The organism is Rhodococcus tibetensis (genome assembly GCF_024438035.1).
Taxonomy (GTDB): Bacteria; Actinomycetota; Actinomycetes; order Mycobacteriales; family Mycobacteriaceae; genus Rhodococcus_F; species Rhodococcus_F tibetensis.
Genome location: NZ_JANFQF010000001.1, coordinates 124,427 through 138,138, shown reverse-complemented (window position 1 = coordinate 138,138; position 13,712 = coordinate 124,427). Strand labels below are relative to the sequence as shown.

The 13,712-nt window shown below is 64.5% G+C and carries 13 protein-coding genes; 4 read left to right on the top strand and 9 right to left on the bottom strand.

Annotation, left to right across the window (positions count from 1 at the left end; translation table 11 throughout):
- Nucleotides 1-105 precede the first annotated feature (105 nt).
- From NOF53_RS00715 to treS, 4 genes are all read left to right on the top strand, one after another.
- Complete coding sequence (locus tag NOF53_RS00715; protein WP_255965054.1) at nt 106-1,392, top strand: GTP cyclohydrolase II; 1,287 nt, start codon at nt 106-108, stop codon at nt 1,390-1,392.
- The gene (locus NOF53_RS00710; protein ID WP_255965053.1) at nt 1,389-2,654 is read left to right on the top strand and encodes a URC4/urg3 family protein; all 1,266 of its coding nucleotides are present in this window, start codon (nt 1,389-1,391) and stop codon (nt 2,652-2,654) included. Before NOF53_RS00715 ends, NOF53_RS00710 begins: the two co-directional genes overlap by 4 nt.
- 20 nt (nt 2,655-2,674) lie before the next feature.
- The gene (gene upp / locus NOF53_RS00705; RefSeq protein WP_255965052.1) at nt 2,675-3,304 is read left to right on the top strand and encodes a uracil phosphoribosyltransferase; all 630 of its coding nucleotides are present in this window, start codon (nt 2,675-2,677) and stop codon (nt 3,302-3,304) included.
- Between the two features lie 716 nt (nt 3,305-4,020).
- Entirely contained in the window at nt 4,021-6,225 is a 2,205-nt protein-coding gene (treS, locus tag NOF53_RS00700; protein ID WP_255965051.1) for a maltose alpha-D-glucosyltransferase, read from the top strand.
- Nucleotides 6,226-6,244: 19 nt separating this feature from the next.
- On the opposite strand, the gene NOF53_RS00695 is transcribed toward treS, so the two are convergent.
- From NOF53_RS00695 to NOF53_RS00660, 9 genes are read right to left on the bottom strand one after another with little or no spacing between them, the layout of a single operon-like run.
- A complete protein-coding gene (locus tag NOF53_RS00695) occupies nt 6,245-6,505 on the bottom strand; it encodes a HypC/HybG/HupF family hydrogenase formation chaperone (RefSeq protein ID WP_255965050.1) in 261 nt (86 codons plus the stop codon).
- Between the two features lie 3 nt (nt 6,506-6,508).
- Complete coding sequence (locus NOF53_RS00690) at nt 6,509-7,015, bottom strand: hydrogenase maturation protease (RefSeq protein WP_255965049.1); 507 nt, start codon at nt 7,013-7,015, stop codon at nt 6,509-6,511.
- Nucleotides 7,016-7,022: 7 nt separating this feature from the next.
- The gene (locus tag NOF53_RS27845) at nt 7,023-7,142 is read right to left on the bottom strand and encodes a DUF6893 family small protein (RefSeq protein ID WP_374212551.1); all 120 of its coding nucleotides are present in this window, start codon (nt 7,140-7,142) and stop codon (nt 7,023-7,025) included.
- Nucleotides 7,139-8,518, bottom strand: a complete 1,380-nt coding sequence (locus NOF53_RS00685; RefSeq protein WP_255965048.1) for a hypothetical protein — start codon at nt 8,516-8,518, stop codon at nt 7,139-7,141. The genes NOF53_RS27845 and NOF53_RS00685 overlap by 4 nt, the downstream gene beginning before the upstream one ends.
- Nucleotides 8,515-9,162, bottom strand: coding sequence for a DUF6084 family protein (locus tag NOF53_RS00680; RefSeq protein ID WP_255965047.1), 648 nt, complete (start codon nt 9,160-9,162; stop codon nt 8,515-8,517). Before NOF53_RS00680 ends, NOF53_RS00685 begins: the two co-directional genes overlap by 4 nt.
- Entirely contained in the window at nt 9,159-9,800 is a 642-nt protein-coding gene (locus NOF53_RS00675) for a DUF5947 family protein (protein ID WP_255965046.1), read from the bottom strand. Before NOF53_RS00675 ends, NOF53_RS00680 begins: the two co-directional genes overlap by 4 nt.
- Nucleotides 9,800-10,717, bottom strand: a complete 918-nt coding sequence (locus tag NOF53_RS00670; RefSeq protein WP_255965045.1) for a NifU-related iron-sulfur-binding protein — start codon at nt 10,715-10,717, stop codon at nt 9,800-9,802. Before NOF53_RS00670 ends, NOF53_RS00675 begins: the two co-directional genes overlap by 1 nt.
- A 10-nt stretch (nt 10,718-10,727) precedes the next feature.
- The gene (locus NOF53_RS00665) at nt 10,728-12,521 is read right to left on the bottom strand and encodes a nickel-dependent hydrogenase large subunit (protein WP_255965044.1); all 1,794 of its coding nucleotides are present in this window, start codon (nt 12,519-12,521) and stop codon (nt 10,728-10,730) included.
- 29 nt (nt 12,522-12,550) lie between these two features.
- On the bottom strand, nt 12,551-13,606 hold the full coding sequence (locus NOF53_RS00660) for an NADH-quinone oxidoreductase subunit B family protein (RefSeq protein WP_255965043.1): 1,056 nt from the start codon (nt 13,604-13,606) through the stop codon (nt 12,551-12,553).
- Nucleotides 13,607-13,712: the final 106 nt, after the last annotated feature.

Here is a 13,712-nt window from a genome sequence, read left to right as displayed (position 1 = left end):
CTGTAAATAGCTATGCTTGCGTCTCCGGTGGCCGGCAGCATCCGGCGCGGGAGATACGCCCCGGCGGCATGCCTTGACGCCGGGCCTTCGTTACGGAGGAACGTCATGTCCGCTGAAGTCGTCCCCACCACGCCGTCGCCTGCCACGCCCGAAACCGCCACCGGACACATCCGATTGACTTCGCACAGCGGCGGCATCGGGGCCCTGCCGATCCATTGGGGAGCACCCACGGCGGCCGAGCGCGGACCGGTGGTCGGCACCACCACCAACCGCGCCCACCGCAACGTGATCGGGACGCACAGCGGCTCCTACAGCATCTACCGGGCACTGGCGGTGGCTTCGGGCGCGCTGTCGCGAAACCACAAGGCCGACCTCACCAACACCGCGCCCACGAACATCATCGGCCCGTACCCGCAGTGGAGCGCGCCCGGCAAGATCGTGAGCCTGGACCCGTGGGGTGCCACGGTGGCGGAGGTCTTCGGCGCCGAACTGGCGGCCGGTCACGACATCCGTCCCAGCATCGCCGTCACCAAAGCTCACGTGATCCTGCCGGAGGTCATGGAGGCCATCCAGAAGGGCCGCCTGCGTCCGGACGGCCGCTTCCTGCTGCCGAGTGGCGCTGCGCTGGTCACCAAGGCGGCAATCGAACCCGTCTGGCACCTGCCGGGTGTGGCGGAGCGTTTTCACTGCAGCGAGACTGATCTGCGCCGCGTGCTGTTCGAGGAGACCGGCGGCATGTACCCCGAGCTCGTGACGCGCTCGGACCTCGAGGTGTTCCTGCCGCCGATCGGTGGGCAGACCGTGTACATCTTCGGTGACGCTCGCGATCTGGCCGATCCTGCGGTGGAGCTGACCGCGCGCGTGCACGACGAATGCAACGGCTCCGACGTGTTCGGCTCGGACATCTGCACCTGCCGCCCATACCTCACGCATGCGATCGAGGAGTGCATTGAGGGCGCGCAACGCGGCGGCGTGGGCTTGGTGTCCTACTCCCGCAAGGAGGGCCGCGCGCTGGGTGAGGTAACCAAGTTCCTGGTGTACAACGCCCGCAAACGCCAAGTGGGCGGTGATACCGCGGACCAGTACTTTGCCCGCACCGAGTGCGTGGCAGGCGTGCAGGACATGCGCTTTCAGGAAATGATGCCCGACGTGCTGCACTGGCTGGGCGTGCGAAAGATCCACCGCCTGGTTTCCATGAGCAACATGAAGTACGACGCCATCACCGGCTCGGGCATCGAGGTCGGGGAGCGAGTGGACCTCCCCGCGGATCTGATTCCAGCCGACGCGCGTGTGGAGATCGACGCCAAGATGGCGGCCGGTTACTTCACTCCCGGTGTGGTGCCGGACGCCGACGAGTTGGCGAAGGTCAAGGGCCGAGAGCTGGACGGATGAGCGTGATCGGCATCGGCCCCCACCTCGACACCCGGCGGGCCGAGGATGCGGCCGCGGTTCTGCGCACCACGTCCGCCGTGCGGGAGCGCGCGCAACTGCTGTTGTCCCGTGCGCGCGAGGGCGATTCGCACTGGTTCAGTGTGCACGACGATGCGTTGCAGACGGCCGCGACCGAGGTCGTGGATGTGACACGTGCGCGTTATCCCGACCTCGCAATCCCGTACCACAGCCGCTGGCGCCATTTCGAGGCCGGCGGTGTAAACCGCAAGGCCGAGCTCGATGCACGGCTGTCGGGTCTGGACACTCAGGACCGCGCCCGCGCGATGATCGACCTGGCCGTGGTCAGCGTGCTGCTCGACGCCGGGGCAGGTCCCGACTGGCACTACGACGAGGCGGCCAGCGGGCAGCGCTTCGCCCGTTCCGAGGGGCTGGGCGTCGCGAGCTGGCACGCGTTTCTCGGTGGCCTGTTCTCGAGCGACGCGGAACACTCGCTGCAGGTCGATGCAGCCGCACTGCGCGGCCTGGTCACGGACCGGCTGGCCGAGTTCTTCCAGGCCGGCTCGTCCAATCCGTTGGTAGGCCTCGAAGGTCGCGTGCTCCTGCTGCGCCGACTGGGCGAAGCGCTCTCCGCGCAGCCCGAGGTGTTCGGCCCCCGCGGGCGGCCGGGAAGCCTCTTCGACGTGCTGGTTGCGCAGCGGGGTGCGGGCACTGCGACAGTCGCGGCACATGACATTTTGTCGCACGTTCTGGTGTCGCTGTCGGGCATCTGGCCGGCTGGCAACACCATCGGGACCCAACCCCTGGGCGACTGCTGGCGCCACGAGGCGGTGGTCGGCCCGGGCCTGACCCGAGGCTGGGTTCCGTTCCACAAGCTGTCGCAGTGGCTGACGTATTCGCTGCTCGAGCCCTTCGAGTGGGCAGGCGTGCGGGTCGTCGGGCTGGACGCGCTGACCGGCTTGCCCGAATACCGGAACGGCGGTCTCCTGCTCGATACCGGGGTACTACGTCTGCACGATCCGGCCTGGGCCGCGCGTCGCTGGACGGCGGGTGACGAAGTGGTGGTGGAGTGGCGCGCGCTCACGGTAGCCCTCCTCGACGAACTGGCCCCCCTGGTGCGCGAGAGACTCGGCGCGAACGCGGAACAGATGCCGCTGGCCTGCGTACTGGAAGGCGGCACCTGGGCTGCGGGTCGCAGTTTGTCGCAGCGCACGAGAGGTGGGCTGCCACCGCTGTCCATCGTCAGCGACGGCACGGTCTTCTGAAGCGAAACGAGGACGGATACATGGGCACAGTACACGTGATCGATCACCCACTGGTGCAGCACAAGCTCACGATGATGCGCCGTAAGGATGCCTCCACCAACAGCTTTCGTCGACTGGCGAATGAGATCTCCGCGTTGATGACCTATGAGGTTCTTCGCGATATCCCGATGCAGGACATCGAAATAGAGACGCCGATGGAAATTACGACCGGCAAGGTCATCGACGGTAAGAAACTGGTCTTCGTCTCCATCCTGCGCGCGGGCACCGGCATCCTGGACGGCATGCTGACCATTGTGCCGGGCGCGCGCGTGGGCCATATCGGTCTGTACCGCGATCCCAAAACCCTCGGAGCCGTGGAGTACTACTTCAAGATGCCCAGCGACCTGCACGAGCGCGACGTGGTGATCGTCGACCCGTTGCTGGCCACCGGCAACTCCGCCGTGGCGGCGGTGGAGCGGCTGAAGGAATGCAGCCCCAAAACGATCAAGTTCGTCTGCCTGGTGACCTGCCCCGAAGGCATTGCCGTCCTGCAGAATGCCCACCCCGACGTCCCGATTTACACCGCCTCCGTCGACCGCCAGCTCGACGAACACGGATACATCCTCCCCGGGATCGGGGATGCAGGCGACCGCATCTTCGGCACCAAGTAGCGGCCACGCCACGTGCCCGGTCGGAGCACTAGCGTTGCCCTCGAGCGCTGACTTGCGCCGCCGCGGCATCCGCTTGCGCAAACGAGTTCTAATCCTGCCGCTGCTTTCGTGCCCGCAGGGGGATGATTCCGCGCGCGTTTCGGATGATGATTGTTTTATCGAAACGAAACACCGAAGAGTGGGGGAAGCCCAGTATCACCGAACCGGTCTGGGGAAGCCGGCAAAATTGGACCAGAGGTGGATCTAGAGATGAACACTTTTGTACTGCGCACGGTTATTGCGGCGGCCTCGATTACTGTCGCACTCGGCACCGGCGTCGCATCGGCGGGACCTACCCTTCACGGAGACCCACACAATCCCGGCACGCAACTGAACGTCCACTCGAACGATCAGAATAGTTACTCGTGTGGGACCATCGGGGTCGCCGGCGCCGGAGTCGGAACGGCACCCCCGAACGGCAGCGGACAATCCAACGGTGTCTATTTCGGCAGCGGCCCGGTTCAGGGAGGTTGCGTAGGTAGCGATGGATCTGTCCACTTCCCATCCGGTCATGCCCATTGACACTCGATCGGTACACAAGCGCCACCTCCCTCTGATCCTCCGATAGAACGCTGGGTCGGTCACGGTCTCGTCCCGCACCGTGGTCCCGTCTGAGACCCGTCGATTGTGCGTCACCATCGACGGGTACTCGCTTACCGAGAAACAGACGGAGGATTATGAACCCTGAGGTCCATCATGAGCCCAGTGAAGTCAGTTACGACGAGCAGTTCTACCCAGCACGACCACGACCATTACGTCCGTCCGTGCGACGCAGCCCACGCGTGGACACCCAGTCCGGTGACGCGCACCCGTCCAATCCAGCTTATGTCGATTGGCTGATCAGACAGTCCATCCTCCACGACGCAACCAAGATCGCCGAGCAACTGTCCGGTAAGGGCAGCATGTGGCAGAACCCGTATGCGGATCCGAACCCGCGAGCGGCTGTCGAGCGTGCTCCTGTCTGGTTCACCGCGTATCCCATCTCGATCATCACTGCTCCCGGCGCCAGCTTCTTGGCCTCCCTCGGCGATGAAGCACTTTGGCAAGCCTTTTCGCAGATCGGGGTCACCGCAGTCCATACCGGCCCCGTCAAGCAGGCCGGCGGAATCAACGGTTGGCAATCCACCCCGTCGGTGGACGGCCATTTCGACAGAATAAGCATGCAGATCGACGCCGCCTTCGGAACCGAGGAAGAGTTCCGGCGCCTCTGTGTCGTCGCCGCAGCGTATGACGGCACCGTCATCGACGACATCGTCCCGGGCCACACCGGCAAAGGTGCTGACTTCCGCCTGGCAGAGATGGCGTATGCCGACTATCCGGGGATCTACCACATGATCGAGATCGAGCCCCCGGATTGGCATCTGCTCCCCCGCGTGCCGGAGGGCCGGGATTCGGTCAACATCGACGCCGAAACCGAAGCCCAGCTGGCGCGTGCCGGCTACATCATCGGCCAACTTCAACGCGTCATCTTCTACGAACTCGGTGTCAAGGAAACGAACTGGAGCGTCACCCCGGTGGTCACCGGAGTAGACGGTACCGACCGGCGGTGGGTGTACTTGCACTACTTCAAGGCCGGGCAACCCTCCATCAACTGGCTCGATCCTTCTTTCGCGGGTATGCGCCTGGTGATCGGAGACGCCTGCCATTCACTGGCCGACCTCGGGGCGGGCGCCCTGCGGCTCGACGCCAACGGCTTCCTCGGGGTCGAACGGCGAACAGAGGGACCTGGATGGTCGGAAGGGCATCCACTGTCGGAAGCGGCCAACCATCTGATCGCGAGCATCGTTCGCAAAATGGGCGGTTTCACCTTCCAAGAGTTGAACCTCACCATCGACGACATCAAGGAGATGGGGACCAGCGGCGCCGATCTGTCGTACGACTTCATCAACCGGCCCGCCTATCACCATGCGCTCGTCATGGGCAACACCGAGTTTCTGCGCTTGACCATGAATCTCGCGCGCGATCACGGCGTCGATACCGCATCACTCGTCCATGCGCTGCAAAACCACGACGAGTTGACGTTCGAACTGGTGCACTTCGCCACCCTCCACAAAGACGATGAATTCGTCTACGGCGGCGAACCGATCAAGGGATCCCATCTCGGCGACCGCATCCGCAGAGATTTGTGCGAGCGTCTCACCGGACGTTGGGCGCCGTACAACCGGACCTTCACTACCAACGGAATTGCCTGCACCACAGCCAGTGTCATCACGGCCACGCTCGGAATCCGGGACCTCGACCGCATGACTGCCGATGACATCACCATGGTCAAGCGCGCTCACTTACTGCTCGCGATGTACAACGCCTTACAGCCCGGGGTGTTCGCGTTGTCCGGCTGGGATCTGTGCGGACTGCTCCCGGTACCGGTCGACGAAGTGGCCGACCTCGTGCGCGAAGGGGACACGAGGTGGATCAACCGCGGCGCCCACGACCTCATGGGTGTCAATCCGGAAGCCACCCGATCGGACCCCGGGATTCCGCGCGCCACCAGCCTCTACGGCACCCTGCCCGAGCAATTGGGCGACCGGGAATCGTTCGCTTGCAAGCTGTCTCAGATCATCGATGTCCGCAACCGCTTCGGAATAGCGACAGCCGTTCAGATCGATGTACCCACGGTCTCACACAAGGGGTTGCTGGTCATGGTGCACCAGCTCGCTGACATGAGCACGCAGGTGACGGTCTTGAACTTCACCTCCGAGGAAATAACCGCAACTGTCCAATCGCAGTATCTACCCGCCGGCGCGGCCGCGTACAACCTCTTCACCGACGAAGCTGTAGGAACCGTCGACGAACTCCACAGCTTCCCGGTGACGTTGCATGCCTACGAGGGAGTCCCCGTCATCCTGAAGGGTCCTCGAAGCGACGACACACTGATGCAATGACACCGGAAGAGGAGGTCTTTTACTTCTGGCCGGCGTCGGCGGTCCGGGCTCGCCCCATCAGCTCGAGTCCGGCCATCGCCTTCTCGGCGCCGGCTTCGTCGACCTTTTCCATGGCGAACCCCATGTGGATCACGATCCAGTCGCCTGGCCCCAGGTGCACATCGTCGTCGAGCATGCCGATGTTCACGCGCCGCTCCTCACCGACCACATCGACGAGAGCCAACTGGTTGCCGTACCCCTCGAGCATGCGCACCACACGGCCGGGAATACCGAGACACATGATTCAACCCTCCTTCCCCTCCGCTTGCAGGGCGGCACCGACGTTCAGTAGTTGGTCCACAACGTCGAACACCGCGTCGACGGCAGGCCCCACGGCGGCTTGGACAGGTGCCGACAGTCCGATGCCCTCCTCGGTGTTCTCGACCTGACAACCGAGCACCACCGTGCGCGGGAGGGCGCCGCCCAGCGCATGCAGGCTCGCGAAGACGGCGCCGGGATCCATGCTGTGCGCGTCGAGGGGGGCAGCCGGAACCGAGTCGGCCTGCACTTCGACGGCACTCAGCGCGCCGGGAGCACCGCGATTCGGAACGGCATCGACGAGGAGTAGAGCACCCCACCCGTCGAGCAGTTCGTAGGCCAGATGCGTTCCCCGAATGCCGAAGTCGACAGCGCGGACACCCGGCGGCAATGACCTGGCCGCGACACCACGCAGCACTTCGGGGCCGAACCCGTCGTCTCCGAAGAAGATATTGCCCACCCCGGCAACAAGAACTCGCCTGTCCACCGTCATGGAACACCTACATCTGCCGGATACGCATATACCGCTTGATGTCAGGTAGCGAGACAACCGCCGCCACGACGCCGGCAACCGCCAGCATCGCCAACGCGGCCGTGGTGACCTCTCCGAGAACCTTCATGACTGTTCATCCTTTCCGGTGTCCGTCGATATGGGCTCCACCTCATCGGGGGCGAAGTACAGATACCGTCCGTACCACTCGTGCATGTCCGACGCCGGGTCGTCCTGCAGCACGACGCCGATATGGGTGTCACCGTCCACGTCGGCGTGGACGGTCACGACCCGGGCGAGTTGCCCGGCGAAGAACAAATCCTGGGCGTCGGCGCGACGCGACGGGTGGAGACGCACCACGCTGCCGTTGGTGACCCGCACGCCGTCGACGATCACCCCGTCGACGTCCGGCCGGACCGCGGTATCCGCCTCCGGATCCCACCATGGCACGTCATCGGTCAGTTCCGGGACGAGACCCATGTCCGGCAGATGCGGATTCCGCAGGATGCCGTGCATCTGTGCGAGCGTCGACGGCGACATCTCGTCGCAGCGGTCGATGATCTGCGCCGCCAGCGGGTCGGTGGCCCGGGCCTGTCGCTTCTCTTCCTCGGTGAGAGTCATGATGCGGAGAGTGAGGATCTCGTCGATCTCGGTGGCATCGAACAGCGCACCGTCACTCTGTTCCGCAATCTCCGGGTGGTCGTACAAGATGATCGGTGACGCCAGCACGAGGTCTGTTTCACCCGGGAGGCCGGCGAGTACGGGATAGCACCGGTGCTGTTCGCATGCGGACGCCAGGTGCTCGGCCTCAGCCGGGGGTTCGAGTAGCGACACGAACTCCGTGCCCTCTGCCGCGAGTATCAGATGAGCACCGATCAGCGACTGCCGGATGGCGCAGTCCCGGTTCAGACCGGACTCGGTGGCAGTGACGTTCTCCACCTCGAGCCGAAGCCGGGTGAACCCGTCACTGTCCTCGCACTTCACCGTCACGACGGCGTGCGCCGGCCACCGGGTACGCACCACTCGACCTGCGAGCGACCCGTCCGCAGCACGAAGCTCCTCCACCGCGGAACCCCCATCGACCTGGACGTCGAGACGGCGGCCACCCGCACTCTCGCCGAGACCCACTGCGCCCAGGTCGAATTCACGCTCTACGGCCTCGTCCCAACTGATCCAACTGGTCCCGTCGACCGTCAGTTCGTCGACGGGAGAAAACTCGGCTCCCGCTGCATCCGTTACCCGCTCCACGCCCCGCACCTGAAGCTGCAGGAACCGAAGGGTGATGCCGACGGCCGCATCCCCGGCCGCCCGCAACAACGTCGAACAGGACATCGTAGATTCCTCGCCGACGCCGGCGTCCACCGCTCCCGGTGGGCCCACTACCCCGAATTGCCATCGAGACTGGTTCTTCGACGAACTCGCACGATACGGGTAGAGCAGGTAGCCCTCGTAGAGCACTGCGTCCGCGACGGCACGCACGCGCTGCAGGGACGCCGGGGAGATCACGCGATCACCTCCCCGGCTCCCTGCAGCAGGTCCGAGACGGCGACGTCCATCCCGATCAGACCGTGCGCCGACTTGTACCGTGCGAGCGCCGCAAGCGTGTCCTGGTCGAGGCGTAGCCAGCCCGTGTTCGGGTAATGCGCCTGGACGAGGTCCCGCCAGACGGTCACCGGCAGTTCGTAGGTGGCCTCCCGGTCCCAGGGAATCCGCTCCACACCGAATCCGGCAACTCCCCGGGTGAAAACGGTGCCGCTGAACAAGAACGTCATCGGGATCGGCGATCCTGCGTCCTCGAGAGCGTGTAGGTACTTCGATGCCGTCACCTCGAAGTCGTAGGTACACGGAAGAGGAAGGTCCACCACGGTCGACCCGGTGAAACCCTGGGCCACCGTGCTGGTCTCCATCCACTGGAAGGGCTTCAAGGTGGTTGTCCACCGCGCCCGCGGACCGAACAGGTCGAGCAACCCTTCGGCCTCCTTGTCGGTGTACCGGCGGCGCTGCGGATCGAGACGCACTTGACACCGGACGGCCATGGCATGCACGACGGCACCCGTCGTCTCCGCCACCCGCAGGCGCGCAGTGAGATTGGGGACTACGGCGTACGGTTCGGGGAGCACCTCCACGACGTCGAACGACAGCTCGGTCACGACGGCTCCTTCGCGACGCGACTACGCGCCCGCACCGTGTCGAAGAACGTCTCGATGGCGCGGCGGGCATCCTGCCCGCCGTCGAAACCTCGCCACAGCCGCCGAAGCTCCCCCACCAGTTGGTAGCAGGCGTCGATCGGGACGAGAAAACACTCGGGCTCGCCGCCGCGCTCTGGTACTCGCAACAACAGCGCCTCGGTATCGGCCGAAAGCTGGGTGAGCGCCGGGTTGGCGGCGAGCACGTCGTCCCAGGCGGCGAGAGGAAGTTCCGATTCGGTCGCTCCGGCCGGTCCGGGATAGAACGCGATCGTCCTGCCCAGGGCGGAGTTCCGGAACACGAATGCGAGCCCCACCGGAATCTCCAGTTCGTCCCAGCGACCCGGTGCCAGTGCGAAGTTCGGGAAGGACAGATAGCGATCGGGGACCGCACGGAAACGTAGCTCCGCCGCTTCGTCGGTGAACAGCAGATAGCATCCACGGCACACGCACATCAGGTGTCGTTCCGCCACATTCACCACGTGCTGGTGCGCGTCGGCGATCGGGACGGCGCACATGTCACACCGTTCGCCTTCCATGATCCGCGGACGTTCGGAGGCGATGCGCTGCAGAATTCTCAACCCTTTTCCGGACGCACCCATCACGCCACCTCCGCGGCTGGTACCGCCACGGAGACCACGCCGTCGCGTACCAGAACCGGCAATGGAGCGAGGGATTCGGCCTCGGGGTCACCGTCGAGTCGCCTTCCTGCGCCCCGGGGATCGAAATGTGCTCGGCACGTGGGGCAGCGGAGCACGGCGTCTCCGACCTTGCCGCCGGCGCGCCGCTGCAGGGTGGCCCCGGCCAGCGAGTTGGTGCATGCCGCGCAGCGGTCACGGAACGCGAACAGCTGCTCCCCGATCCGGCAGACCAGCACCGGCAACCCCGCGAGCGAGAACCCGCCGACCTCCCCCGACGCGAGGTCAGCGATGTCGGGCGCCGACACCCACGCCCCGGTTCCCGACTCCTGAGCATGAACGTGCGAGAACAACGACTCCGTCGCGATCAGCCCGGACCCGGCCTCGGGTTTCGCGCCGACCACTTCGATGTCGACCGTCTCGGGCGCGGCGGCGAACACGGCATCCTTGACGGCGAGTTCCAAAGTCACCGCTGAAGACGGGCAGCTCTGGCAACTGCCCGTCAAACGCAACTGCACCACTCCCTCGGCGACACCGAGCAATTCGACATCACCGCCGTGCGAACCGAGATACGGACGCACACTGTCCAGCGCTGTGGCCACCCTCGTCTCGACGTCGTGAGGGTGCAGACCGTTGACCAACAGCAGGCTGGCGACGAGTTCGTCGGCGGCGAGCCGGTCGACCAGTGCGCCGTCCTGCTGGGCGACGATCTCGAGCACCCGCTGCAGGCCGGCGCCGTACAGCTCGACGACCTCCCGGACGAGTTGCTCGGCACGTTCTCGGGCAACCGCGCCACCCGCCGAACTGGCATCCAGGAGGGCGTCGATCCTTTCGCCGGCGCTCCGCCAACGATCGGGGCCGTCTACTCCACCCTCCTCCATGCCTGCCTCGTCACTCGCCGGTCACGGACTGGGTGGGCGAATGCAACTTCTCCAGCGTCTTTCCCTCACCCAGGTACATGTGAACACCACACGGCAGGCACGGATCGAAACTGCGGACGGTCCGCATGATGTCGATGCCTTTGAAGTGGTCCCGGTCGTTCTCCTCGAAGATGGGCGACTTCTGCACCGCATCCTCGTAGGGTCCGGGCGTTCCGTAGCTGTCCCGGGGATTGGCGTTCCACGGTGTCGGGGGATACGGATGGTAGTTCGCGATCTTGCCGTCACGAATCACCATGTGGTGTGAGAGAACTCCGCGCACGGCCTCCGTGAATCCACATCCGATTCCCTCGTCGGGGACGTCGAACTTCTCCCAGGTCTTGGTGTGCCCGGCCCGGATCTCGGCCAGTGCCTTCTCGGCGAAATGCAAGGCACACGCCGCCGCGTAAGCCTGGAAGTAGCTCCTTGCACGGTTCCGTTCGATCGTGTTACTGCCGTGCCGCGGAATGTGCCACTCCAGCTCGACCGGGCCCTTCAGGGCAGTCTTCGGCAGGTTGATCTTCACGCTGTGGCCCGTCGACTGCACGTAGCCGACATCCACCAACTGTGCCAGAGCGGTACTCCAGAGTCGGGCCAACGGACCGCCACCGGTGTCGAGGGCCAGATAGTCCTTGCCGTCGTACCATCGCGGCGACATCACCCAGCTGTACTTCTCGTCCATGTCCCGCTTCTGCGGATGCGGGTTGGTGTGCTGGTTCCACGGATGCCTGCGGTCGACCGGGTTCCCGAGCGGATCGTTCTTCACGAACATCTCCTGGTCGGTCCAGTCGTCGTAGTACGAACTGCCCAGGAGGATGCGGATACCGAGGTTGATGTCCACGAGCGAGGTCGTCACCAGTTTGCCGTCCACCACGACGCCCGGTGTGACGAACATGGACCGGCCCCAACTCTCCATGTCCTTGTACTCGAAATTGCACACCGCCGGATCCTGGAACGAGCCCCAACAGCCGAGCAGGGTGCGACGGAGTCCGACGTTCTCGTATCCCGGAATCGCCTCGTAGAAGAAGTCGAACAGGTCGTCATGCATGGGGACGACCTTCTTCATGAATTCGACGTAGCGCATCAGGCGAGACATGTAGTCGGTCATCAACTGGACCGTCGCCGACGTGCCCACACCACCCGGATACAGCGTGGACGGGTGAACGTGCCGGCCTTCCATCAGGCAGAACATTTCCCGCGTCCAGCGGCTGACCTGGAGCGCCTCCCGGTAGAACTCGCCGGTGAACGGGTTGAGCGATCGCATGATATCGGCGATGGTCCGGTAACCGTGGTCGCCGGCGTGCGGCGCCGGAGTGTTCTCCGCCTGCGCGAGCACCCCGGGATTCGTCTCCGAGACCATCTTCTCGCAGAAGTCCACACCGACCAGGTTTTCCTGGAAGATGTTGTGGTCGAACATGTATTCCGCTGCTTCACCGAGATTGACGATCCACTCGCCGATATGCGGCGGCTGCACCCCGTACGCCATGTTCTGGGCATAACACGAACACGTGGCGTGGTTGTCGCCGCAGATACCGCAGATGCGGCTGGTGATGAAGTGGGCGTCGCGCGGATCTTTTCCCTTCATGAAGATCGAGTAGCCACGGAAAATCGAAGACGTGCTGTGGCACTCCACGACTTCCTTCTGCTTGAAGTCGATCTTCGTGTAGATACCCAGGCTGCCGACGATGCGTGTGATCGGATCCCACGCCATCTCCACCAGGCCATCGGTTTCCGTCTTGTGCGAAGGATCCGGAATGATCGTTGTCATCGACGTACCTCTCAGAGGCCCGAACTGGGCTACCAGGTGCGAGTGGCGCCTGTGGTCAATTTCGTGCCGCGGCTACGCCACTGCGGCTCTTTGTCCAAGGTGTTCTTGGTAATTCTGCGCAGACTGCGGATCGCGGAGCCGTACAGACCGGATGCGGTCGTGGACAGTCTTCCGCCGGGCGGCTCGTCCATGAACGGCATGAACTTGTCCGGGAATCCCGGCATCGTGCACCCGATGCAGATTCCGCCCACGTTCGGGCAGCCACCCACACCGTTGATCCACCCACGCTTGGGAACGTTGCACTTGACGACAGGGCCCCAGCAGCCGAGCTTGACGATGCACTTGGGCGAGCCGTACTCCGTTGCGAAGTCGCCCTGCTCGTAGTACCCGGCCCGGTCACAGCCTTCGTGGACCGTCATTCCGAACAGCCACTGCGGCCGCAAGGCGTCGTCGAGCGGAATCATCGGCGCCTGTTCGGTGGCCATGTACAGCAGATAGGTCAACGTCTCGGACAAATTGTCCGGTTGGATCGGGCAACCGGGTACACACACGATCGGAATACCCGCCTTCGATTTCCAATCCCAGCCGAGGTAATCGGGGACGCCCATGGCACCCGTCGGGTTGCCGGCCATCGCGTGGATACCGCCGTACGTCGCGCACGTACCGGCAGCCACGATCGCCGTCGCCTTGGGGGCCAGCTTGTCGAGCCACTCACTCGTCGTGACGGGCTGACCGGTCTCCGGGTTGTTTCCGAAGCCGCACCAATACCCCTCGTCGTGAAGTTGCTCGTTGGGGATGGAGCCCTCGACGACCAGCACGAAGGGTTCCAGCTCGCCGCGGTCGGCCTTCCAGAACCACTCGATGAAATCGTCGGCGCCACCCTCGGGCCCACATTCGAAGTCGATCAGCGGCCAGTGCACGGCCACCTTCGGCAGGCCCGGCAGCGCGCCCAGCGCGATCTCCTCGACACTGGGCTGAGTGGCAGCGGTCAATGCCACCGAATCCCCGTCGCAGCTGAGTCCCGCGTTGATCCACAACACGTGAATCAGGGTTTCCTCGGCGTTGATTGCTTCCTGTGTCGGCATAGCAGGTCGCTTTCCGGAACCGAACACGGCTCCTGTCGCCACCGGGGTCGACCGTCGGCCCACCTGTGTGACGCTAATCACTATTTAGCGCCTTTCGGCGTTCGTG

Coding starts and splice junctions, on each gene's coding strand:
- NOF53_RS00665 (WP_255965044.1), bottom strand. CDS start 12,521: ATGACAACGATCATTCCGGATCCTTCGCACAAGACGGAAACCGATGGC.
- NOF53_RS00660 (WP_255965043.1), bottom strand. CDS start 13,606: ATGCCGACACAGGAAGCAATCAACGCCGAGGAAACCCTGATTCACGTG.
- NOF53_RS00715 (WP_255965054.1), top strand. CDS start 106: ATGTCCGCTGAAGTCGTCCCCACCACGCCGTCGCCTGCCACGCCCGAA.
- NOF53_RS00695 (WP_255965050.1), bottom strand. CDS start 6,505: ATGTGTCTCGGTATTCCCGGCCGTGTGGTGCGCATGCTCGAGGGGTAC.
- NOF53_RS00710 (WP_255965053.1), top strand. CDS start 1,389: ATGAGCGTGATCGGCATCGGCCCCCACCTCGACACCCGGCGGGCCGAG.
- NOF53_RS00675 (WP_255965046.1), bottom strand. CDS start 9,800: ATGGGTGCGTCCGGAAAAGGGTTGAGAATTCTGCAGCGCATCGCCTCC.
- NOF53_RS00690 (WP_255965049.1), bottom strand. CDS start 7,015: ATGACGGTGGACAGGCGAGTTCTTGTTGCCGGGGTGGGCAATATCTTC.
- upp (WP_255965052.1), top strand. CDS start 2,675: ATGGGCACAGTACACGTGATCGATCACCCACTGGTGCAGCACAAGCTC.
- NOF53_RS00670 (WP_255965045.1), bottom strand. CDS start 10,717: ATGGAGGAGGGTGGAGTAGACGGCCCCGATCGTTGGCGGAGCGCCGGC.
- NOF53_RS27845 (WP_374212551.1), bottom strand. CDS start 7,142: ATGAAGGTTCTCGGAGAGGTCACCACGGCCGCGTTGGCGATGCTGGCG.
- treS (WP_255965051.1), top strand. CDS start 4,021: ATGAACCCTGAGGTCCATCATGAGCCCAGTGAAGTCAGTTACGACGAG.